At 68.1% G+C, this 22297-nt stretch carries 23 protein-coding genes; 11 read left to right on the top strand and 12 right to left on the bottom strand.

What is annotated here, in order from left to right; genetic code table 11:
- Positions 1 to 143 precede the first annotated feature (143 nt).
- From ACNUDN_RS20385 to ACNUDN_RS20370, 4 genes are read right to left on the bottom strand one after another with little or no spacing between them, the layout of a single operon-like run.
- Positions 144 to 1892, bottom strand: a complete 1749-nt coding sequence (locus ACNUDN_RS20385; protein WP_419123578.1) for a sodium/solute symporter — start codon at positions 1890 to 1892, stop codon at positions 144 to 146.
- Complete coding sequence (locus ACNUDN_RS20380; RefSeq protein WP_419123577.1) at positions 1889 to 2263, bottom strand: DUF485 domain-containing protein; 375 nt, start codon at positions 2261 to 2263, stop codon at positions 1889 to 1891. The genes ACNUDN_RS20385 and ACNUDN_RS20380 overlap by 4 nt, the downstream gene beginning before the upstream one ends.
- Entirely contained in the window at positions 2256 to 3056 is an 801-nt protein-coding gene (locus ACNUDN_RS20375) for a LytR/AlgR family response regulator transcription factor (RefSeq protein ID WP_419123576.1), read from the bottom strand. The genes ACNUDN_RS20380 and ACNUDN_RS20375 overlap by 8 nt, the downstream gene beginning before the upstream one ends.
- Positions 3053 to 4279 carry a sensor histidine kinase gene (locus ACNUDN_RS20370; RefSeq protein ID WP_419123575.1) on the bottom strand — a complete coding sequence of 409 codons (1227 nt, stop codon included), beginning with the start codon at positions 4277 to 4279 and terminating at the stop codon, positions 3053 to 3055. Before ACNUDN_RS20370 ends, ACNUDN_RS20375 begins: the two co-directional genes overlap by 4 nt.
- A gap of 175 nt (positions 4280 to 4454) precedes the next feature.
- On the opposite strand from ACNUDN_RS20370, the gene ACNUDN_RS20365 reads away from it, so the two are divergent.
- Both ACNUDN_RS20365 and ACNUDN_RS20360 read left to right on the top strand, forming a co-directional pair.
- The gene (locus ACNUDN_RS20365; protein ID WP_419123574.1) at positions 4455 to 5825 is read left to right on the top strand and encodes an HNH endonuclease signature motif containing protein; all 1371 of its coding nucleotides are present in this window, start codon (positions 4455 to 4457) and stop codon (positions 5823 to 5825) included.
- A 66-nt stretch (positions 5826 to 5891) separates the two neighbouring features.
- The gene (locus tag ACNUDN_RS20360) at positions 5892 to 6479 is read left to right on the top strand and encodes an HhH-GPD-type base excision DNA repair protein (protein ID WP_419123573.1); all 588 of its coding nucleotides are present in this window, start codon (positions 5892 to 5894) and stop codon (positions 6477 to 6479) included.
- On the opposite strand, the gene ACNUDN_RS20355 is transcribed toward ACNUDN_RS20360, so the two are convergent.
- Positions 6476 to 6865: a recombinase family protein gene (locus tag ACNUDN_RS20355; protein ID WP_419123572.1), complete on the bottom strand. Its 390-nt coding sequence runs from the start codon at positions 6863 to 6865 to the stop codon at positions 6476 to 6478. The genes ACNUDN_RS20360 and ACNUDN_RS20355 overlap by 4 nt on opposite strands.
- Before the next feature lie 31 nt (positions 6866 to 6896).
- Positions 6897 to 7556: a nitroreductase family protein gene (locus ACNUDN_RS20350; protein WP_419123571.1), complete on the bottom strand. Its 660-nt coding sequence runs from the start codon at positions 7554 to 7556 to the stop codon at positions 6897 to 6899.
- 50 nt (positions 7557 to 7606) lie between these two features.
- Between ACNUDN_RS20350 and ACNUDN_RS20345 the strand changes: the two genes are divergently transcribed.
- Positions 7607 to 7753, top strand: coding sequence for a DUF1059 domain-containing protein (locus ACNUDN_RS20345; RefSeq protein ID WP_370330304.1), 147 nt, complete (start codon positions 7607 to 7609; stop codon positions 7751 to 7753).
- A 131-nt stretch (positions 7754 to 7884) separates the two neighbouring features.
- On the opposite strand, the gene ACNUDN_RS20340 is transcribed toward ACNUDN_RS20345, so the two are convergent.
- Entirely contained in the window at positions 7885 to 8880 is a 996-nt protein-coding gene (locus tag ACNUDN_RS20340; protein WP_419123570.1) for an Rv1157c family protein, read from the bottom strand.
- A gap of 50 nt (positions 8881 to 8930) precedes the next feature.
- Positions 8931 to 9542 (bottom strand): hypothetical protein, encoded by a 612-nt coding sequence (locus tag ACNUDN_RS20335; RefSeq protein WP_419123569.1) that lies wholly within the window; start codon positions 9540 to 9542, stop codon positions 8931 to 8933.
- A gap of 247 nt (positions 9543 to 9789) precedes the next feature.
- Between ACNUDN_RS20335 and ACNUDN_RS20330 the strand changes: the two genes are divergently transcribed.
- A complete protein-coding gene (locus tag ACNUDN_RS20330) occupies positions 9790 to 10965 on the top strand; it encodes a mannosyltransferase (RefSeq protein WP_419123568.1) in 1176 nt (391 codons plus the stop codon).
- On the opposite strand, the gene ACNUDN_RS20325 is transcribed toward ACNUDN_RS20330, so the two are convergent.
- Positions 10913 to 11194: a 4a-hydroxytetrahydrobiopterin dehydratase gene (locus ACNUDN_RS20325; RefSeq protein ID WP_419123567.1), complete on the bottom strand. Its 282-nt coding sequence runs from the start codon at positions 11192 to 11194 to the stop codon at positions 10913 to 10915. The two genes, ACNUDN_RS20330 and ACNUDN_RS20325, sit on opposite strands and share 53 nt — an antisense overlap.
- A gap of 27 nt (positions 11195 to 11221) precedes the next feature.
- Between ACNUDN_RS20325 and ACNUDN_RS20320 the strand changes: the two genes are divergently transcribed.
- From ACNUDN_RS20320 to ACNUDN_RS20305, 4 genes are all read left to right on the top strand, one after another.
- Positions 11222 to 11668 (top strand): (deoxy)nucleoside triphosphate pyrophosphohydrolase, encoded by a 447-nt coding sequence (locus ACNUDN_RS20320; RefSeq protein WP_419123566.1) that lies wholly within the window; start codon positions 11222 to 11224, stop codon positions 11666 to 11668.
- A gap of 32 nt (positions 11669 to 11700) precedes the next feature.
- Positions 11701 to 12720, top strand: coding sequence for a DUF4344 domain-containing metallopeptidase (locus ACNUDN_RS20315; RefSeq protein ID WP_419123565.1), 1020 nt, complete (start codon positions 11701 to 11703; stop codon positions 12718 to 12720).
- A gap of 228 nt (positions 12721 to 12948) precedes the next feature.
- Positions 12949 to 14664 (top strand): PecA family PE domain-processing aspartic protease, encoded by a 1716-nt coding sequence (locus ACNUDN_RS20310; protein WP_498450163.1) that lies wholly within the window; start codon positions 12949 to 12951, stop codon positions 14662 to 14664.
- Positions 14665 to 14827: 163 nt separating this feature from the next.
- Positions 14828 to 15535, top strand: coding sequence for an AIM24 family protein (locus tag ACNUDN_RS20305; RefSeq protein ID WP_419123563.1), 708 nt, complete (start codon positions 14828 to 14830; stop codon positions 15533 to 15535).
- 46 nt (positions 15536 to 15581) lie between these two features.
- Here ACNUDN_RS20305 and ACNUDN_RS20300 read toward each other — a convergent pair whose 3' ends face one another.
- Both ACNUDN_RS20300 and ACNUDN_RS20295 read right to left on the bottom strand, forming a co-directional pair.
- Complete coding sequence (locus tag ACNUDN_RS20300; RefSeq protein ID WP_419123562.1) at positions 15582 to 15854, bottom strand: hypothetical protein; 273 nt, start codon at positions 15852 to 15854, stop codon at positions 15582 to 15584.
- Positions 15855 to 15966: 112 nt separating this feature from the next.
- Positions 15967 to 16134: a hypothetical protein gene (locus tag ACNUDN_RS20295; RefSeq protein WP_419123561.1), complete on the bottom strand. Its 168-nt coding sequence runs from the start codon at positions 16132 to 16134 to the stop codon at positions 15967 to 15969.
- Between the two features lie 56 nt (positions 16135 to 16190).
- Between ACNUDN_RS20295 and typA the strand changes: the two genes are divergently transcribed.
- Both typA and ACNUDN_RS20285 read left to right on the top strand, forming a co-directional pair.
- Positions 16191 to 18098, top strand: a complete 1908-nt coding sequence (gene typA, locus ACNUDN_RS20290; protein ID WP_419123560.1) for a translational GTPase TypA — start codon at positions 16191 to 16193, stop codon at positions 18096 to 18098.
- A gap of 98 nt (positions 18099 to 18196) precedes the next feature.
- Positions 18197 to 20086: an ABC transporter family substrate-binding protein gene (locus tag ACNUDN_RS20285; RefSeq protein ID WP_419125238.1), complete on the top strand. Its 1890-nt coding sequence runs from the start codon at positions 18197 to 18199 to the stop codon at positions 20084 to 20086.
- Here the strand turns inward: ACNUDN_RS20285 and ACNUDN_RS20280 are convergent.
- Complete coding sequence (locus ACNUDN_RS20280) at positions 20070 to 21281, bottom strand: chloride channel protein (protein ID WP_431960497.1); 1212 nt, start codon at positions 21279 to 21281, stop codon at positions 20070 to 20072. The two genes, ACNUDN_RS20285 and ACNUDN_RS20280, sit on opposite strands and share 17 nt — an antisense overlap.
- A gap of 61 nt (positions 21282 to 21342) precedes the next feature.
- Between ACNUDN_RS20280 and mshB the strand changes: the two genes are divergently transcribed.
- Complete coding sequence (mshB, locus tag ACNUDN_RS20275; protein ID WP_419123559.1) at positions 21343 to 22197, top strand: N-acetyl-1-D-myo-inositol-2-amino-2-deoxy-alpha-D-glucopyranoside deacetylase; 855 nt, start codon at positions 21343 to 21345, stop codon at positions 22195 to 22197.
- Positions 22198 to 22297: the final 100 nt, after the last annotated feature.

The raw sequence follows: 22297 nt of genomic DNA, 5'->3' as shown, positions 1-22297 counted from the left end.
GTAGTTGAGATGTGAGTCACATACCCAGGGCGAAAGGAGGTCATACGCTGAGGTCGGGGGACCCTGCGGTGAACGGTCGATGCGCGGCGACGAGCGGTGGGCTCCCGTCCGCGTCATCCCGCGTCAGCTCGCTTCAGCGTGCGTCAGCGGTCTTCGCGCGGCACCCGTTCGATGCCCAACCCGAGATTCTCCGGAACGTGCATCCGCGCGAACGTCTGGGCAACATCGGCGGGCACTGTCGTGCGGGTGAGACGGCTAACGACGAGCATGGTCGCGAACGCCAACGGGACGCTCACCGCGGCCGGATAGCCGATCAGCACCGCGGGCCAGCCGCCGAGCGCGTTCTCGTCGATTCCGCCCGCGACCGCGACCGTGACTGCCCCGCCGGACAGCAGTCCGCCGACCGCCAGCCCCCACATCGCCCCGGCCGCGGTCAAACCCCGCCACCAGATGCCGAGCACCAACAGCGGGCACAGCGTCGACGCCGCGACGGCGAACGCCAGCCCGACGCTGCGCGACAGCTCCATCTCGCCGGAAGCCGCCAGCGCCAACGGGATCGGGATCAGCCCGCCCACCACCGCGGCGACCCGGAAGTCGCGCACCCGTCCCGGCAGCACGTCGGTCGCCAAGGCCCCGGCGACGCTGACGAGCAGACCCGATGAGGTCGCGAGGAATGCGGCGATCGCTCCGGCGGCCACCAGCGCCGCGAGCAACTGTCCGGCGGCCCCGGCGATCGCGGACCCCGGTGCCAGCAGTACCGCCGCGTCGGCGGTTCCGGTGATCAGTAGCTGCGGCACGTACAGTCGCGAGAACACTCCGAGCAGTGTCGGAAACAGGTAGAACAGCGACAGCAGCGCGATCACCGCCAGTGCGGTTCGGCGGGCCGCGCGACCGTCGGGGTTGGTGTAGAAGCGGACCAGCACGTGTGGCAGGCCCATGGTGCCCAGGAATGTCGCCACCATGATCGACACCACCTGGAAGAGCGGGTGATGACCGCCGAGCCCTCCACCGGAGGCGATCCAGTCCGCGCCCGCACTGGGTGTGCCCGCGACGACCGGTGTCGCCGCACCGGCGGCCAGGTTCAGCGTGGTGCCCGCCCCGAGTGTGTGCTCGCCCGCTGTCGGGATCGTCGCTGCGTCGACCTGCCGGCCGTCCAGCGCTCCGGTCACCGTGATCCCCGCGGGTTGGGCGACCTGCACGACGACGTCGGTTTCGATCTCGACGGTGGTGTTCTGTTGCACGGTCGGTGGTAGCGGCCCGCCGAGCTCGCCGCCGCGGTCGGTGAGGAAGAGCCCCGCCAGGGCCAGCGCAGGAATCGCCACCGCCGTCAGCTTGAGCCAGTACTGAAAGGCCTGAACGAACGTGATCGAGCGCATGCCGCCCGCGACGACGTTGGTGATCACGATGGCGCCCACGGTCAGCGGTCCGAGCCACACCGGTACGCCCAGCAGCGTCTTGAGCGCGAGGCCGGCGCCCTGATACTGCGGTACCAGATAGAAGACGCAGATGACGACGACCACCAGCATGGCCACCTTGCGCAAGCGGACCGAGCCGAGGCGGAACTCGGCGAAATCGGGGACGGTGTAGGCCCCGGAACGCCGCAGCGGCGCCGCCACGAACAACAGCAACCCGAGATAGCCGGCGGTGAAACCGACGGGGTACCACAGGGCGTCGGCTCCGTACTTGGCGATCAGCCCCGCGACTCCGAGAAACGAAGCTGCAGAAAGATACTCACCGGAGATCGCGGCGGCGTTCCATTGAGAGCCGACGGTGCGTGAGGCGACCAGGAAATCGGAGGTGGTGCGCGAGAACCGCACACCGTAGGCGCCGATCGCGACGGTTGCCACGGCCGCGGCCAACAACGCGGCCGCCGTCAGCGGCGACCCGGTCATGGTTCGGAGTCGACGACGCCGACGAAATCACGCTCGCCCTGTTCGGCCAACCGGACGTAGAACCAGCCGATCCCGTACATCAGCGGATACACCAGGCCGGCCAGGACGAGCCAGTTCAATCGGATCCCGAAGACGGTGATCTCGCCGAGGGCCGGAAAGAGCGTGTTGAGTAGCGGGATCGCGCCGATGAGGACGACCACGACAGCGGCCAGCCGCAGCGCCAGGCCCAGCTGGGCTCGCATCAGGCCACGCACCAGCGCGTCGCCGACCTGGGTCTGTTCCTGGACTTCCACCCGCGTGCGCACCATGCGGGCTCCGCGCCGGTGAGCGAGTACGACCCGCTGACGCTGCGGGCGTTCGCCGCTAGTCATCGGCGCTTCCGGCCGGTCGCAGACTGCGCATCGGGTTACGCACCAGCCGGTCCCGTAGTTCGCGGGCCTGTCGGCGGCTCACCGGCAGTTCGACGGCCGGCGACGCGCCGTTGGCCCGTAACCGCACCAGGACCGCGCCGTCGGTGGTCCGCAACCCCGTGACCAACCGCAGCGCCACCAGGTAGGACCGGTGCACGCGTTGGAATCCGTATTCACGCCAACGCGTTTCGAGCGTGCTCAACGGTATCCGGACCAGGTGCGAGCCCGATGCGGAGTGCAGCCGGGCGTAATCGCCTTCGGCTTCGACCCAGCCGATGCTGTCGCGGGGGACGAGGTGGGTGACGCCGGCGAGCTCGGCCGGGATGACGTCGGGTTCCGGTTCGGCGCCCTCTGTTTCGTCCCGGGGTGCGTTGCCGGGTGTGGGGTGCGCTGCGGTGACTCGGCGGACCGCCTCGTCGAGTCGGTCCTGGCGGATCGGCTTGAGCAGATAGTCGACGGCCCCGACGTCGAAAGCAGCCACGGCCTTGTCGTCGTGTGCGGTGACGAACACGATCGCCGGACGCTGGCTGTAATTCGCCAGCACGCCGGCCAGTTCGATACCCGAGAGCCCGGGCATGTTGATGTCGAGAAACACCGCATCGATGTTGCGCACGTTCAGTTCCCGCAGCGCCGACGTCGCGTCACCAGCTCGCCAGACCTCGCCGACGCACGGATGCCGGTCGAGCAGATAGGCCAGTTCGTCGAGGGCGGGCGCCTCGTCGTCCACGGCGAGCACGGTGAGTGGTCTGCTCACGTACTACTCACCCCGAATCCACCTCCGCTGGCCCGCACGCCGGACCGGAACTTCGGCACTCGCATGACGACCCTGGTGCCCGCGCCGATCGCGGTTTCGACCACCAGACCGTAGTCGTTGCCGAAGGCTGCCCGCAGCCGATGGTCCACATTGGTCAGCCCGACGTGCGCGCCGGTGCCTTCGGTGGCCACAGCGCCGTCGGAGAGCGCGTCGCTCGGACCGGAACGCAGATCGTCGGGGTCCATACCGACGCCGTCGTCCTCGACGGTGATGACGCAGTCCGAGCCTTCGTCGCGGGCCACCAGCTCGATCGATCCGCTGCCCCGGCCCGCGAATCCGTGCCGCACCGCGTTCTCCACCAAAGGTTGCAGCGCCAGGAACGGCACCACGACGTTGAGCACCTCGGGAGCGACCTGAAGGGTGACCTTCAGCGCCGTCCCGAACCTGGCCCGTTCCAGGGTGAGGTAACGGTCGATATTGCGCAGTTCCTCGGCCAGCGTGGTGAATTGGCCTGCGGCGCGGAACGAATAGCGGGTGAAGTCGGCGAACTCGAGGATCAGGTCGCGGGCCCGGTCGGGGTCGGTACGCACGAACGAGGCGATGGTGTTGAGCGCGTTGTAGATGAAATGCGGGCTGATCTGCGCGCGCAGCGCCAGCACCTCCGCGCGGGCGAGCCGGGCCCGGGATGCGTCCAGTTCGGCCAGCTCGACCTGGCTGGCCGCATAGCGGGCGACCTCTCCCACGGCGCCCAGCAGGCCGGGTCCGGGGGAGCGGGTCGTCACCACGACCAGCACGCCGAGGATGTCGCCGGATTCGGCGAGCAGCGGCTGGGCGATGACGGCCGAGACCTTCGCGTGTGTCATCACCCGCCGACCCCCCGAGATCGACTGGCGGGCGGCGCCTGCGCACGCGTTGCGCACGTCCTCGTCCCACAGCGCGTCGTCCGGCGCGTCTTCGGCAAGCAGCCGGCCGTCGCCGTCGAAAAGCGCCAGTCCTTCGGTGCCGGTGAGCCCGCGCAAGAACGGCGCTGCGGTCGCTGCCGAATCGGTGTCGAGTCCCTGGCGCAGCGCGCGGGCGGCCAGTGAGGCGGTGTGCAGCGCCGCATGCACGGCACGCTCGGTGGGGGTGGCCACCACCCGCCTGGTCCGCACGGCGAGCACCACGGCGGCGACGGCGAGCAGGATGAGTGCGGCCGTCAAGGCGATGGCGAGCTCGCCGGACATGTGTTCTTCGCTCCTCGCGTGCGGGGTGGATCAACCCTAGACCGGCCGAATCGCGCGCGACGGCAAGATCGGCACCCGCCGGCTGCCGGGTGCGCCGCGGGGCGTCACCGCCGGCGTCGCCCGGGCCGCTTCTGGCCTGGAGGGTGTTGTCGGTGGTCTCTGTCAGGATGTTGTCATGTGTTCGGCCGCAGCGTCTTTGGCACCTGGTGTGTCGTGTGGTGATCGGCTGGAGGTGTTGTTCGACGAGTTGGCGGAGTTGACCGGTCAGCGCAATGCGATCGATGGGCAGATCGTGCAGATCGCCGCTCAGATCGATCGGGAGGGGCTCTGGGGAGCGACCGGTGCACGCTCGCTGGCGGGGTTGATGGCCTGGAAAACCGGATCCGCCCCACGCCACGGTAAGACCATCGCAGCGATCGCGGCGCGGCTCGCGGAGTTCCCGCGCTGCACCGAAGAACTGGCGGCGGGCCGGTTGTCCCTCGATCAGGTCGGCGTGATCGCCGAAGGCGCGGGGGCCGGCTCCGATGAGCACTACGCCGAGCTGGCCAGCGTGGCCACCGTCGGGCAACTGCGCACCGCGATCAAACTCGAACCCCGCCCCGACACCCGGGAAGACCCCGACCCCGACCCCGACCTCGATGACGACCCGCGGCCAGCCCCGACACCGCCACCGAGACCCTCGATCAGCAAAACCTGCACCGGTGAATTCACCTGCTGGAAGATCACCCTCCCGACGATCGAAGCCGCACTGTTCGAGGCCGCGCTGCGCTCCCACCACGACGCCCTGATCACCCAATGGCGCCACGACCACCCCACCGAAGACCACCCCACCACCGACAGTCCCGACCCCGACAGTCCCGATCTGTACAGCCAAGAACCCACCGGCCACGGCGATGCCGGCGAAGACGGGCGGCGCCCCCCGATGCCCGACGCAGCCGCGGCGTTTATGGAACTGGTCACCGCCGGCTGGGACGCCGAGGCCACCCGCCGCCCGCACGGACACCACACCACCGTGGTCGTCCACGTCGACATCGCCGAGCGGGTCGCCGCGCTGCACCTGGGGCCCACCCTGACCACCGCCCAACGGCAATACCTGAGCTGCGACGCCACCTGCGAGGTGTGGTTCAACCGCGACGGACAACCACTGGGCGCCGCACGCACCACCCGCACCATCAGCCGCCGGCTGCGCCGCGCGCTCGAACACCGCGACCGCACCTGCGTGATCCCCGGCTGCGCAGCCACCCGCGGCCTACACGCCCACCACATCACCCACTGGGAAGACGGCGGCCCCACCGAACTGGACAACCTCGTACTGGTCTGCCCCTACCACCACCGATGCCACCACCGCGGCCTGATCACCATCACCGGCCCCGCCCCCACCCTCACCATCACCGACGCCACCGGCCGAGAAATCACCCCCCGATCACTGGCCCGACCACCCACCACCACACCACCAACCGCCGCGCCCTACCCCGGACCCACCGGCGAACGCGCCCACTGGTGGTGGTACCAACCCTTCCAACCCCCACCGGCAACCACCGGATGACCAACCCGCCCCGGGAACAGCTTTTGGGGCAGTGTCGCGGGGACTGTCGCGTCCTAGACTGGCCGCGTGGCGAAACTGCAGTTGGTTCAGGAACCCGCGGCCGATGCACTGCTGGAGGCCGATCCGTTCGCTCTGCTGGTTGGGATGCTGCTCGATCAGCAGATCCCGATGGAGGTGGCGTTCGGAGGCCCGAAGAAGATCGCCGATCGGATCGGCAGCTTCGATGCGCAGGTGATCGCTGACTACGACCCCGAGAAGTTCGTCGCGCTGTGCGCCCAAACTCCTGCGGTGCACCGCTTTCCGGGTTCGATGGCCAAGCGGGTGCAGGCGCTGGCGCAGGTGATCGTCGACGAGTACGGGGGCGATGCTGCGGCACTGTGGTCGGACGGAGCCAGTGGCGCCGACGTGCTGCGGCGGCTCAAGGCGCTGCCGGGCTTCGGTGAGCAGAAAGCGAAGATCTTCCTCGCCCTGCTGGGTAAGCAGTACGGCGTCACGCCCGTGGGCTGGCGGTCGGCGGCCGGCGACTACGGCAAGGCCGGTACGCACATGTCGGTGGCCGACGTCAGAGATCCCGGATCGCTGCAGAAGGTGCGTGCCTACAAGAAGGAAGCCAAAGCCAAGAGCCGGGAGGCCAAGAGCTCGGCCAAGACCTAACGGCCGGCCCTGCCGGGACCCACCGCGTCGAGTGCCGCCAGGCCGGTCAGCACCTCGGCGACGACCCGCCCCGTCGACGTGGCGGTGTCCAGGCCGTCGCGTAAGCAGCGCAGCGTGATTCCGCGCTCGGTGAGGTCGGCGACGGTTCGCGTCACCTCGGCTACCGATCGTCCCAGCCGTTCGAGCGCGACCACCACGACGACGTCGCCGGTGCGGGCGTAGCTGAGCAGGGCCAGCAGGCCGGACCTCATCTTGTCGGCGGGCCCTGCTGTCCTGTCGGTGAAGATGCGGCGCGGATCCACGCCTGCCGCGGCTAGCGCGGACAGCTGCTCGTCGAGATCGGCGCAGCCCGTGGCGGCCGCGGCATAACCCAACGTGGCGGTCACCTTTCCAAGGTCTCACGAGACCGGCGCGGCGTCACAGCGACTCGCCGTCGAAACGCTCCCGGGTGGCGAACTCCGACACCGGTCTCCGGGTCAGTCTGGTGACCTGACGTTGCGGCTTCCCCAGCGGCAGCACAGCGGCGACGGCGTGGTCGTCCGGGATGCCCAGCAGCGCCTTCACCCGCGGTTCCTCGGCGACGACCATCGTGGTGAGCACCCCACCGAATCCCTCGTTGCGGGCGGCGAGCAACACATTCCACACGAACGGATACACCGAAGCGCCGGCGATCAGTCCCACCCGATCGAGATCCTGATCGAAGGCCGCGACGACGGCGAGATCGACACACACCACCAGCACGACTGCCGCCGTGAGCAGCGGCGTCGACAGTTCGGCCGGCACCTCGGTCGCCTCGAGTTGTTCCTGACTCACCTGGCTGGGCCGCAACGGGTTCCACGGCCCCTCGCCGTTGCGGATCTGAGCGATGTAGCGGCGCGCACCGGGCTGGCTGAGTGCGCCGAGTGCGGCTCGGGTGTCGTGGTCGCGCACCGCGATCACCCGGACGCCCTGCCGGTTACCCCCGCTCGGCGCAAACCGCGCGTTGTCGAGGATGCGGTGCAGGGTGTCGTCGGGGAGTGGGTCGTCGGTGAACCGCCGGACTGCTGCGGTGGTGCGCATGACGTCGTACAGATCCATGTTGACGATCTTGTCTCATGGCCCGCCCAGGCTTGTGCCATTGTGAAGTCATGAAGACTCATCTCAACTGCCCCTGCGGCGAGGCCATCACCGGTAAGGACGAGGACGATCTGGTGGAGAAGGCTCAGACGCATCTGTCCGAGGTGCACCCGGGCCGGGACTACGACCGTGACGCGATCCTGTTCATGGCCTACTGATTCATCACGCGCTGATCAGCTCCGAACCCCCGCCCGCGAACGTGCCTTCCGGGTAGTCAAGTCTCGACTCTGACTACCCGGAAGGCACGTTCGCGGTTTTGCCGGCCCGGTCAGGGGACTGGCGAGCCCGGTCAGGGGACGACGGTGGAGCCGATCGTCGGCATGAACTGGCACTGCTTCTCGGTCGTGGTGACCTGACCGAAGATTGTCGACATGATGCTGCCGGAGCCGGTGTCGGCGATGGCCGTCAGCGTCGTCGGGCCTTCGGGGTTCATGTCCGGGCGCGGCTTGAGCGTGACACTTCCCGACTTGCCGGTGGTGAGATTCACCCAGGTCGCGTTGAGCGGCAGCTTCTGTTCGGCAGCGGGGCCCGGCGTGCCAATCGCGGTGAACACGTATGCGGTCTGGCCCGGGCCGGGTCCGGGCAGCGGGATCGTCGCCGGGCCTGCCACCGAGATGGCGGTCGCGAGCACGTTGCCGCCGTCGGCCAGGCAGCCGTTGCTGATCGAGGGATACAAGAAGTCCTGGGTCACCGGCGCGTTCGGGCCCAACCCGGGCGCGCCGCCCGGGGCCGCGGCGACGGGCGTCGCGGCCTCCGAACCCGGCGCAGGGGCCGGTTCGGGCGCCGGACCCGGTGCGGGAGCCGGGCCGGGCGGCGCCGGAACCGCGGCCGGGGCGTGCGCCACCTCAGGTAGCGCCTGGGGCAGCGCCTCCGGCGCGGGACCGACGACGTGCGCCGGGTTGACGCCGGCGGGCAGGTGCGCCTCGGTGCCGGGAACCGCGCCGGTCGCCGGGACGTGCGCGACGGGCTGTGCGACGAACTGGTTGACCGCCGACGCGACGTCACGGGAGGGCTGAGGTGCCGCCATGTCCCCGGCGAACACGGCGGCAGCGGCCATCAGCATCGATGCCGCATTGGTCGGATCTGAGGCGGCCTGCTGGATCACCGGGCCGATGCTCTCCACGGCGGGCAGGCCGGGAGCCTGGAGTCCGTCGATGGGTAGCGGCGCCGCCGGCTCGGCATGCGCGACCCCGGTCACGCCGACGGTCAGCAACACGGAAGACGAGCACACCGCAAGCGTGGTGGTGAGCGTCGCCCTCGAAGACTTGAGCCGGGTCGTTGACATGATCTCCCAATACGTCGGTAGTTGCGGGCGGTGGGGGTGTGTTCAGGCGGTCACGGCAGGGCCGCGAGCGGGGTAAACAGCGGCGGTACCGGGCCCGGCGCCGGAGCACCCGCCGGTGCGGCGGTCACCGGCGCCGGCGCGCCGGTCGGCAGCAAGCCGGCCAGCGGAGCCCCGGACGGAAGCAGCGAGGCCAGGCCGCCGGGCACACCCAGCGCATCGGTCAGACCCGACAGTGGCGAGGCCGGGGCCGCGGGCGCGGTGGCCGGCGCCGTCGTCGTGTTCCCGGCAGGCACGGTGGTGACGTTGCCGCCCGGCAGCGCGGTCGCACCCGGCAGCGCGGTCGCACCCGGCAGCACGGTCGCCGGCTGCGGCAGGTTGATCGACGCGGTCGCGCCGGGGCCCGAGACGGGGGTGGCCGGCGTCGTGGTCGCCGTCGCGGCCGGAGAGGTGCCCATCAGGTTGGCGAAGCCCTGCATGAGCTGCGTGGCTGCCTCCGGATTGGCCGCGAGCTGCTGCAGCAACGGCAGGCCGGGCACTTCCGGTGCCGGTGCCGGCGGCGGCGCAGGTTGAGCGGCCGCCGGGCTGCTCAACGCCAGTGCGGCGGTCACCGCTCCTGCCGCGGCGATCATCGTTGTTGCGAACAGTTTCCGGGTGCGGTGCATGAGAAGTCTCCCGTTTCGTCGGTGGCGCTGATGGGCCGTAAATGACATCGATGGCACGCCTGTTCCCCGAAGCTAGTCCGTTACTAGAGTTACTCAAGTGACATGTGTGGCATTTATGCAACCGTTACGGAGGTGAAGGCGGATGGTGACCGCTCGATAGAGTCGGCCCATCAACGCCACCGAATCCCTTCACCCGGCACCCCGGCGCAGCGCGGCACGTCTGACAGCGGCCGCGCCACTGCTGTTGATGCTCAGCGTTGCAGCGCGGTTTGCCTGGACCTACCTGGTGCCCAACGGTGCCAACTTCGTGGACCTGCACGTCTACGTCGGTGGAGCTGCCGAACTGGACGGGCCCGGCACCCTCTACAGCTACGTCTACGGAGAGCAGACTCCGGACTTTCCGCTGCCCTTCACCTATCCACCTTTTGCGGCGGTGGTGTTCTTCCCGCTGCATCTGCTGCCGTTCGGGTTGCTCGCCTTCTTCTGGCAGGTCGGGATCATCGTTGCGCTCTACGGCGTGGTGCGGTTGAGCCAGCGGCTGCTGTCGAGAGCCTCGGAGGACGGTGGGGCGAGCCCCGGCGATCGGCGGGTCGCGATGCTGTGGACGGCTGTCGGGATCTGGACCGAGCCGCTGCGCAGCACCTTCGACTATGGCCAGGTCAACGTGCTTCTCGTGCTGGTCGTCCTCTATGCGGTGTACTCGTCGAGGTGGTGGCTGTCGGGGCTGCTGGTCGGGTTGGCGGCAGGGGTCAAGCTCACGCCCGCGGTGGCCGGACTGTATTTCGTCGGGGCGCGCCGATGGGCGACGGTGGGGTTCTCGGCGGCCGTTTTCCTGCTCACCATCGGCGTATCGGCGCTGATCGTCAGCGGCCAGACCCGCTACTACTTCACCGAACTGCTCGGTGACGCCGACCGTGTCGGCCCGGTGGGTACGTCGTTCAACCAGTCCTGGCGGGGTGGAATTTCCAGAATACTGGGTCACGACGCGGGCTACGGTCCGGTTGTGCTGGCCGCTATCGCGGTGACGGCGCTGCTGGCGCTGCTGGCGTGGCGCGCCATCGGCGGCGCCGACGACCGGCTGGGAGCCATCGTCATCGTCGAGCTGTTCGGACTGCTGCTGTCCCCGATCTCCTGGACACACCACTGGGTGTGGCTGATACCGCTGATGATCTGGCTGCTGCACGGGCCGATGCGGGCAGAGCTGGGCGCCCGAGTGCTCGGCTGGGGGTGGCTCGGTCTCACGCTGGTCGGCGTGCCGTGGGTGCTGAGCTTCGCCCAGCCCACCATCTGGGTGATCTCCCGGCCCTGGTATCTGGCCTGGGCAGGATTGATCTACGTCGTCGCCACCGTGGCGACGTTGGCGTGGATCGCTATCCGAGGATCCCGTCGATGTCTCGTGCCATCTGCAGGTCCTTGTCCGTGATACCACCCTCGGAGTGTGTGACCAGTGCGAAAGTCACGGTCCGCCAACGAATATCGATATCGGGATGGTGATCTGCAGCCTCCGCGTGCTCGGCGACGCGCCGCACCGCCTCGATCCCGTCCAGAAATGCGCCGAACGTGACCGCTCGGCGCAGGGTGCCCTCGGCGCGTTCCCAGCCGGCGAGTTCGGGCAGTGCGGCGTCGACCTGTTCGTCCGTTAACACAGCCATGCGCTCGACGGTATACCGTCTGCCGCGATGCCGAACGTGATCGTGGTCGCCGGTGCGCTGATCGAGGACGGGGTACTGCTCGTTGCGCAGCGCAACCGCCCACCGGAGCTGGCCGGGCTGTGGGAGCTGCCCGGCGGCAAGGTCGGGCCGGGTGAGAGCGAACGAAGCGCACTCGCCCGGGAACTGCACGAGGAGCTCGGCGTACATGTGGCGGTGGGTGACCGGATCGGCGGCGAGGTCGCGCTGAGTCCGATGATCAGCCTGCGCGCCTACGTCGTCACCCGCACCGGCGGTGAGTTGATCGCCCACGACCACCGTGCATTGCGGTGGGTGCGGGCCGTCGAGCTGGACGGTCTGGACTGGGTGCCCGCCGACCGGACCTGGCTGCCCGACCTGGCGCGGGCGCTGGGTGCGGCGGGACATCGTGACGCTGCGACGAATTCGGACGGTATGACACCGCCGGCGCAGGGATAGGCATACCGCCACGAAGGGAACGACTTTCGTGCGTGGCCGATGAGGCTGATCAGCCCTCGGCCGTGGCGGTCGCCAGTCGGGTTCAACGTCTAGCGCAAACTATCAAGGCAGACTATTGTTGTGCACGCAAATTAATCTGTGTGTGCCCCACCGTCTGGGCCACGCATCGTGGGGGGACGGTGAACTTCATCGTGTACAGACGATTCCTGCCAATTCTGCTCGTGCCACTCATGATAACGGCGTGCGGTTCCGGGCAGCGTTCGCCTTCGGGCGCGGCCGGAGGTGATGCTGCGACGGCGCCGACCACTTCTCAGTCGGTGATGGAGGGACAATCCGGCGGGGCGGGGCAAATGATCTTCCGGTACGACGACGCGGCCAGCCCCGAGGCTGTCAGCGGCAAGCGGATCTATCAAGACCACCAGATGCTCGAAGACATGGCCGACGGGATCAATTACCTGTTCGACCTGCCCTATGACATTCCGGTGGTCGGTCTGCAATGCGATGAGTCCAACGCGTACTGGAACAGGACCGACCAGCAGATGGAGCTGTGCTACGAGTTCGTCGACGATCTGCAGTCGTTGTTCGGCGCAGCCGGCGAACCGGATCCGCTGGCCATGGCGATGGACGCGACCTATGCGACCTTCTTCCATGAGATGGGGCATATGGTCATCGACATCTACGATCTGCCGATCACGGGCCGGGAAGAGGATGTCGCCGATCAGGTCGCGGCGTTCATGCTGCTGCAGCCTGGCGAGGACGAGCAGCTCGACGGCGAGTCGGTCGATGTGATGTTGGCGATGGCCGAGCTGTTTGAGTTGTTCGCAGCCGAAGACGGTGAACCTGACGAGTCCGCCTTCGCCGACGAACACTCTCCCGACAAGGTTCGGGTGTACAACCTGCTCTGTTGGACCTTCGGCGCTGATCCGGACGGCAACAGCGGAATCGTCGACAACGGGCTGTTACCCGAGGAGCGGGCGGTCCAGTGTGAGGACGAGTTCGAGCAGATCAACAGATCCTGGATCACGTTGCTTGCACCGCACATGAAGGACTGAGGCGCGGCCGTCGGCATGGGCGTTTGCCGAGGGTTCACAGTGAGTTAAAGCCACGAAAATCGCGACTTTCGCAAATCCGTTTACCATCGCAGATTCGCTAATTTTATATTTGCTATCGATAGGGGTAGCTCGGTTGCGTCGTGCGGTCCAGATCTGCGGGTGGCGCTCGCCGCAGCACTATACTGTCCTTCTTGCTGCGAGGATCCCGCTTCTAGCGAAGACACTTGAGTGAACTTGTATGCAGCATCAAGATCAGGTGCTTTACTAACGCTCATGAAAATAAGTAGCTGGGCAGCTACCGCTCTTGCCACTCCGGCAATCGCCGCTGGGGTGTGTATGTGGACGGCCGGCGTCGCGCAGGCCGCACCTGATGACACCAGCGCGGGCACCACTGTCGGTGCGGCCGATAACCGGGACGCCAGCACTGTGGCCGACACTGGGTCGTCCCGCAGTGAATCCACGCTCACGCCGAAACGCACACGCGCACAGATGGATCCGGACGAATCCGTGGCGGACGACGAATCCGGCGATGGTGACGAAGTCGTCGGCGGGGACGAATCCATGGCGGACGATGAGTCCGTCGTTGGTGATGAAGTGATCGGCGGGGACGGCTGGGGCGGGACTGACCTCGACGTCACCGCGGAAGACGGCAACGACGACGCTGGTGGCCGCAGCGTCAAGGGGGCCGCGACCACCTTGATCGCCGAGCAGCCCGTCGCCGAGGAGCCCGGCGCCGATGACGGGCCCGGCGCCGACACCGTCGATCTGGCGATAGGGCAGATTGCGGATGCCCGCGAGGACCTCAACGGCGCCACCTGGGACAGCGGCAATGTCCTGGCCGGGCTGGCGGCGCTGCTGCCCCAGATGTGGCTGGGCGGCGCTCAGGTCTCGCTGGAGCGTTGGCAGGAGAACCACCTCCGCCTCCAGGAGCGCTTCGCCGCCACGGTCGGCAATCCGTTCGCGCACTGGATCGCCGGGCAGCGCATCGAGGCCAGCATCCAGCGGACGGTCCGCGTCCAGGAACAGTTGGAATCGGCGGCAAAGTTCCTTGACGTCGTCGGGTGGTTCGGTCCGCGCGACGCGATGCCCCAGATCGCAGAACTGATCCGTCAGGCCGCGACAAACGGCCTGGTCTACCAGATCATCGAACTCGACGTGGAAGTCTTCGACGGGGACCGAGCCAATCCCATCATGATGCTGTCGATCAACGGTGGAGCCCCCGTCCGCGTCCTCATCGACACCGGATCATTCGGCTTGGTGATCAACCCACAGGTCATCGGCCTCAAGGATCTCGGCTCGCCGGTCGGCGCAGGCAGCGGTTGCTACGCCAGTTGCACCGTCGTCTATGACTACAACATCTACAACATCCCCATTGCCACCGACGACAACATCATCAGTGCGCGCACCGAAATCAACGTGGTGACGCTGGAAACCTGGAACAACGTCGCCGAGAACAACACCGACTACCAAGGAATTCTCGGCATCGGTCCGAAAGCAGGCCCGGGAGACAGTAACCCGCTGACCGCACTGCCCGGTCTGCTGGGCCGTGGGATGCTGCTCCAGGAGCGTCGGGGCCGGGCGATTCTGGGCCCCAATCCCTATGCGGCACGGGTGACCATCGACGGCACCCCGAACGCCGAGCTGACGGTGAAGGTCGGCGACAACGACGCCCAGGTCATCGACACGTGGATCGATTCGGGCGGAATAATGGGGACTGTCCCGAAGTCCCTCATCGGTGGCGCCGAGAACGTCGCACCCGGAACGTTGATTTCGGTCTACACCAAAGACGGTCAGACTCTTCTGTTCTCGTACCGGACAACAAAGTCCAACTCGCCGCTGGTCACCGACGGTGATCGGGTGATCATGGGATTTCCGGCATTCGCCGGGGCCTCGGTCTACACCGACTTCAGCGGTGAGGGGAAGACCGTCTTCAACTACGTCTGAGCGTAACGGCCTGTGGCTCAGCGCTGTCCGGGCACGTCCGGTTTCCGGGGCCTCGGGTATGGACGTAGGGGGATGTCGGGACAGCGACCGATCAACCGACGCACGACGATCGAGAGCACCTGCAGCGCAAAAGCTGAGAAGCTAACACTGAGAAGGTGAGGAAATGAGGACAACAATCCACGGCTCGGTGATGCCGATTCTGGAGCTCACCCTCGACTCGGGCGAGGCGGTCGTCACCGAAGGTGGGGATGTGTCGTGGTATTCGCCAGGATTCGACATCGAGACGGCCACCCGCTTCGGCAGTGGTGGAAAGCGGGGGCTGCTCAGTGGTCTCAAGCGCATGTTCGGTGGCGGCAACCTGTTCCTGAGTCAGTACACGGCACGAAGTGACGGTCGATTGCTGGCCCTCACCGCGAACCTGCCCGGAGTGATCAAAGAGGTTCGGATCGATTCCGCCGATTCCTACCTGGTGCAGTCCGGCGCCTACCTGGCGAGCACGCCGAATGTCGAGGTGTCTGTGGGTCTCCAGCAGAAATTGGGCGCCGGTGTCTTCGGCGGCGCCGGGTTGATCTTCCAGAAGCTCAGTGGCAGCGGTACGGCCTGGACACAGATCGCGGGAGAGGTCAGAGAATACGAGCTGGCGCAGGGCCAGTCATTCCTCGTTCATCCCGGCCACCTGGCCATGTACCGGGCCGATATGCGGTTGACGTTTGCCAGCGTCAAAGGGGTCAAGAACAAGTTCTTCGGCGACTCGCTGTTCATGGCCGAACTCCACGGGCCCGGGCGTTTCTGGCTGCAGTCCATGACCGTCGCCAAGCTGGCCGCCGCGATCGCACCCCATTTGCCCGACCGGCCCGAGGACGACGACTGACGTCACCGCGCACGGGGGACGAACGAACCGACCACCGGTCTCCGGTTCAGTAGCGCAGCCGGTCCCCGGCCACGCGCACGTCGGTGCGACTGCCCGGGTGCGCCAGCGCGTGGATCGGGTGGGTCAGCACTGGGTGGCGGCACTGCGGGCAGGACGCCTGATTGCGGTTGGCCGAGCTGAATGTCAAGTGCCGACACTGGCTACATCGCACGACGTAGAACGCGCCGACCCAGTTGGCCAGGCCGAGAAAGATCGCCAGTGTCGTGAGCGTGGCGAGCACCGTGATGAGTGCAACGGTGAGAACCGCGTAAACCGTCATAGTCGACCTCCAGAAGACACCGTGACGGGTGCCTTCCACGGTACGCCCGACCGCGGTGACCCGGGGTGAAAAGGAGCCGGTGGCCGCACCCGTTCCCGCGGCCCGGGACCCATCACGCCTTGCGGGCGCGTTTGTAGACCTTCTCCAGCTCCTTGCCACGCAGACCGTTGAGTTCGGCCTTGCGCACCTTGTGCACCACCAGCGGACAGCGTTTACATCGGGGTTTGCTACGGCAGCACTTCTTCTTGGGTTTGATACCGGCGAGCTTGGTGTCTTTCACGTGACGGGAGTCTCTCGTTTTCGCGATCGGTGCACTGCACTGCGACAATCACCGGCGTGAATTCTCGTCCGGACTTTCGCAACGTCGCCATTGTGGCCCACGTCGACCACGGCAAGACCACGCTGGTCGACGCGATGCTGCGTCAGTCGGGCGCGTTGAGCCACCGCGGAGACGACGCGATCGAACGCCTGATGGACTCCGGTGACCTCGAAAAAGAAAAAGGCATCACCATCCTGGCGAAGAACACTGCGGTGCACCGCCGGCACGCCGACGGCGGAATGACCGTCATCAACGTGATCGACACCCCAGGCCACGCGGACTTCGGTGGTGAGGTCGAGCGCGGCCTTTCCATGGTCGACGGGGTGCTGCTGCTGGTGGACGCGTCAGAGGGGCCGCTGCCGCAGACCCGCTTCGTGCTGCGCAAAGCCCTCGCCGCGCACCTGCCCGTCATCCTCGTCGTCAACAAGACCGACCGGCCTGACGCCCGCATCGCCGAGGTTGTCGAAGAAAGCCACGACCTGCTGCTCGACGTCGCCTCCGATCTCGACGAGGAGGCCCAGGCGGCGGCCGAGAAGGCGCTGGACCTGCCGACGTTGTACGCCTCGGGACGCGCCGGTATCGCCAGTACCACCGCACCCGCCAACGGCGAAAACCCGGACGGGGAGAACCTCGACCCGCTGTTCGACGTGCTGCTCGAGCACATTCCGCCGCCGCAGGGTGACCCGGAGGCGCCGCTGCAGGCGCTGGTCACCAACCTCGACGCGTCGGCGTTCCTGGGCCGGCTCGCGCTGGTCCGGATTTACAAGGGCCGCATCAAAAAGGGGCAGCAGGTCGCGTGGATGCGCGACGTCGACGGTCACCCGGTGATCACCAACGCCAAGATCACCGAGCTGCTGGTCACCGAGGGCATCGAAAGGACTGCGGCGGACACCGCATACGCCGGTGACATCGTCGCGATCGCCGGTATCCCGGAGATCATGATCGGCGACACCCTGGCCGACCCCGACCACGCGCACGCCCTGCCCCGCATCACCGTCGACGAACCGGCGATCTCGGTGACCATCGGCACCAACACCTCGCCGTTGGCGGGCAAGGTGTCCGGGCACAAGCTGACCGCGCGGATGGTCAAGTCGCGCTTGGATTCCGAACTCATCGGCAACGTGTCCATCAAGGTCGTCGACATCGGCAGGCCCGACGCGTGGGAAGTCCAGGGTCGCGGCGAGCTCGCGCTGGCGGTGCTGGTCGAGCAGATGCGCCGCGAGGGCTTCGAACTGACGGTGGGCAAACCGCAGGTGGTCACCCGGACGGTCGACGGCAAATTGCACGAACCGTTCGAGGCGATGACGATCGACTGCCCCGAGGAGTTCGTCGGCGCCATCACCCAGCTGATGGCCGCCCGCAAGGGCCGCATGGAGGAAATGACCAACCACGCCGCCGGATGGGTGCGGATGGATTTCATCGTGCCCAGCCGCGGCCTCATCGGGTTCCGCACCGACTTCCTCACACTGACCCGCGGCACCGGCATCGCCAACGCGGTCTTCGACGGCTACCGGCCGTGGGCGGGGGAGATTCGGGCCCGCCACACCGGATCGCTGGTGTCGGACCGCAGCGGTCAGATCACACCGTTCGCGATGATCCAGCTGGCCGACCGCGGCCAGTTCTTCGTCGAGCCCGGCCAGGAGACCTACGAAGGCCAGGTGGTGGGGATCAACCCGCGTGCCGAGGACCTCGACATCAACATCACCCGGGAGAAGAAGCTCACCAACATGCGGTCCTCGACGGCCGATGTGATCGAGACGCTGGCGAGGCCGCTGGAGCTCGATCTGGAGAAGGCGATGGAGTTCTGCGCCGCCGACGAGTGTGTGGAGGTCACCCCCGAGATCGTGCGGGTGCGCAAGGTGGAACTGGCTGCCTCGCTGCGCGCCCGGGCCAAGTCACGCGCCAAACAACAGGCCAACAGCTGACCGGGGTCGGGGCCCGGGCCCTGGTTACCCTGTAGAGCGTGCCGACGACTCACCGCGGCGTCAGCGCCGGCCGCGGGTCGGCTCTCGCCGCCTTCGCGATGACGCTGGCCCTGCTCACCGGGTGCACCGTCAGCCCGCCGCCGGCGCCGCAGAGCACCGACACCACCGAGACGACCCCGCCGCCGCCGATGAAGGCCACGCAGATCATCGTGGCGATCGATTCGATCGGACCCGGATTCAACTCGCACCTGCTCAGCGACCAGTCACCGGTCAACGCGGCGATCAGCTCGCTGGTCCTGCCCAGCTCGTTCCGTCCGATCCCGGACTCCCGGACGCCGACCGGATCCCGCTGGGAACTCGACACGTCGCTACTGGTGTCGGCCGAGGTGACCAACGAGAACCCGTTCACCGTCACCTATCACATCCGGCCCGAGGCACAGTGGACCGACAACGCGCCGATCGGCGCCGACGATTACTGGTATCTGTGGCGGCAGATGGTGAGCCAGCCCGGAGCCGTCGACCCGGCCGGTTACGACCTCATCACCGGAGTGCAGTCGGTCGAGGGTGGCAAGACGGCGGTGGTGACCTTCGCGCAGCCCTACCCGGCGTGGCGGGAGTTGTTCAACGACATCCTGCCGGCGCACATCGTCAAGGACGTCCCGGGCGGATTCGCCGCGGGCCTGGCGCAGGCATTACCGGTGACCGGCGGTCAATTCCGGGTGGACACCATCGACCCGCAGCGCGACGAGATCCTGCTGGCCCGCAATGACCGGTATTGGGGGACACCCGCCACCCCCGATCTGGTGTTGTTCCGCCGCGGCGGGAGTCCTGCGGCGCTGGCCGACTCCATCCGCAACGGCGACACCCAGGTAGCCCAGGTGCACGGGGGCTCGGCGGTTTTCGCCCAGCTGTCCGCCATTCCCGACGTCCGGACCGCGCGCATCGTCACACCGCGCGTCATGCACCTGACGTTGCGCGCGCAACAGCCGACGCTGGCCGATCCGCTGGTCCGCAAGGCGGTCCTCGGCCTGCTCGACGTCGATCTGCTCGCCGCGGTCGGTGCCGGCGACGACAACACCGTCACCCTGGCCCAGGCTCAGGTACGTTCACCGTCGGACCCCGGATACGTCCCGACCGCCCCGGCCGCGATGACCCGCGAAGACGCGATGACGCTGCTGGGTGAGGCCGGATACCAGGTCGAGCCGGCGCCCACGCCGACCCCGCCGGCAGCGGGCTCACCCGAGAACAACCGCGGTCAGCTGACCAAGGACGGGGAACCGCTGCGGTTCGTCATCGGTGTCGCCAACAACGACCCGACATCGGTCGCGGTCGCCAACACCGCCGCCGACCAGTTGCGCACCGTGGGGATCGCCGCGTCGGTGGCGGCGCTCGACCCGGTGACGCTGTACGGCGAGGCGCTGACCAACAACCAGGTGGACGCGGTGGTCGGCTGGCATCAGGCCGGCGGCGATCTGGCGACGTCGCTGGCGTCCCGATACGGTTGCCCGGCACTTGAGGCCACCGCGGTCGAGACCACCCCGGCACCGTCACCGGACGGGGCCACCCCGTCACCGGACGGGGCGAGCCCCACCCAGACCCCGACGGCAACCCCGGCCCCGACAACAACCCCGTCCCCGACGACAACCCAGACCCCGTCCCCGACCCCGTCCCCGACCTCGCCGACCCAGCCCCCGAGCTCGCCGGCCCCGGAGGCCGGTCAGCTCGTGCAGGCACCGAGCAACCTCACCGGCACCTGCGATCACGCCATCCAGCCCCGCATCGACGCCGCGCTGAGCGGGACCGCGGATATCGCGGAGGTGATCAACGAGGTAGAACCCCGGTTGTGGGACATGGCCACGGTGCTTCCGATCCTGCAGGACACCACGATCGTGGCGGCCGGTCCGAGCGTGCAGAACGTCAGCCTGACCGGTGCGGTGCCGGTCGGCATCGTCGGCGATGCCGGCAGCTGGGTCAAACTTCCGCAGTGACCTCCGGGCCGCCCTGCTGCCGGAGCCGCCGGCGCAGCTGCGCGAGTCCGTAGGCGGCGTAGGCGCCGACGGCGAACACGATCAGCAGCCACAGCGGCGGTCGGGCGAGTTCCCAGACGAACAGCGCCGCGAACAACGGTGAACGCTGGGTGATCGCCAGCACGCCGGCCGCGCAACTGAGCGACACCGCAGCCACGTGCAGCTGTGTCCCGGCGAAGTGGTTGAGGGCCAGCGCGGCCAGCGATCCGGCCGCGGCGCCGGTGGCCAGGGCCGGGGTCAGCAAGCCGCCCGTCGCGCCGGCCCGCAGGAACAGCATCGTCAGCAGCGGTTTGAGCAGCAGGATCATCGCCGCCGACGTCAGCGTCAGCCCGCTGTTCATGCTGACCTGCAGGATGCTGCGGCCGTTGCCGGGCAGCTCCGGAAGCCAGATCGAGCAGACCCCGGTCAGCAGGCCGGCCGCCGCGATCCCCGGAATCACCATCCACGACCGCAACGTCAGCCGCGGCGCAGCGTGCATGATCCGATCGAACGCCAGACCCGTCGCGGCCGCCACCGGAGCAAGGGCCAGGGCCAGGAACACAAGCAGACCGGACAGCTGCAGGTCCGGCCAGGACAGCGAATGCTCGAGATGGGTGACCGGTGCCGCGACCATCACGGCGATGCTCGACGTGATCAGCGCGGTGCCCAACGCCCTGGGCTGCCAGGTGTCGAGCAGGATGCGAGTGGCGAACAGCGCTCCGCCCAACGGCACGCTGTACACCGCTCCCAGTCCGGCGCCGGCGGCGCAGGCCAGTAGGAGGCGGCGATCGGCTGCGGTCAACGCCAACCGCGAGACACCGACGTCGCCCCACGCCGCGGCGAGTTGTCGCGGAGCACCCTCCCGGCCCAGCGAGGCGCCCGCCCCGACCAGCAGCACCTGCAACCCGGCGTCGGCGGACGCGGTCAGCGGCGGTCGGTCCCGACGGCGCCGCAGCGCCCACCATCCCCAGCCGGCCAGCGCGCCACCGAGCATCGGACCCACCGCTCGTCGGACCGGATTGCTTGCCTCGACACCGCTGAGCAGCGTGCCGAATCGGTAATGGAAGGTCAGATGCTCGATGGCGTGCAGAAGCAGCGTGGTGGCCGCACCGGCGACACCGGCGAGCAGGCCGATGACGACGATGGCGCACCCGTACTGCACGGCGCGGCGTCTCACGTCGCGAATCTATGCCAGCCCGGACCCCGGCGCGCCGCAACCACCGGGCAAGCTGAGCGGTATGGAAACCCCGCGCCTGCTCTTCGTCCACGCCCACCCCGACGACGAGACCCTGACCACGGGTGCGACCATCGCGCATTACGCCTCCCGAGGAGCACAGGTGCAGGTCATCACCTGCACCCTGGGCGAGGAGGGCGAGGTGATCGGCGACCGCTGGGCGCAGCTGGCCGTCGACGGTGCCGATCAGCTCGGCGGTTACCGGATCGCCGAGTTGACCGCCGCGCTGGCCGAACTGGGGGTGGACGGTCCCCGCTTCCTCGGCGGTGCGGGCCGTTGGCGGGACTCCGGTATGGACGGCACGCCGGCCCGGCACCGGGAACGGTTCGTCGACGGCGACTTCGCCGAGCAGACCGCCGCACTGGCGGCCGCGATCGACGACCTGCGTCCGCATGTCGTGGTCACCTACGACCCCGACGGGGGTTACGGGCATCCCGACCACATCCACACCCACCGGGTCACCACCGCCGCCGTGGCGTCCGCGGCCTGGTCCGTGCCGAAGCTCTACTGGACGGTGACCTCGGCTTCGGCCTTGAGCGCCGGCCTGGCCGAGATGACCGAGGTGCCCGACGGGTGGATTCGGGTCTCCGCCGAGGATCTGCCGCTGTTCGGTTACGCCGACGACGCAATCGACGCGGCGCTGGAGTTGTCCGCACATCGCGCGGCCCGGGTGGCGGCGCTGCGGGCCCACCAGACCCAGGTCAGTGTTGCACCCGACGGGCGCACCTTCGCGCTGTCGAACAACATTGCGTTGCCGGTCGATTCGACCGAGTACTACGTGCTCGCCGGTGGGGCCGCCGGGGAACGCGACCACCGGGGCTGGGAAACCGATCTGCTGTCCGGGCTGTCTCTGGGGTGACCGCCTGTCGCGGAGGGTAAGCTGCCGGCAACCCACTGCGCACGGAAGGGAAACGCATGGACCCGGACCTGGATCCCAACCTGCAGCATTGGCAGGATCG

The organism is Mycobacterium sp. smrl_JER01 (assembly GCF_048513595.2).
In the GTDB taxonomy this organism is placed as follows: domain Bacteria; phylum Actinomycetota; class Actinomycetes; order Mycobacteriales; family Mycobacteriaceae; genus Mycobacterium.
The sequence above is the reverse complement of the archived record's forward strand: the minus strand, read 5'-3'. Positions and strand labels throughout refer to the sequence as shown.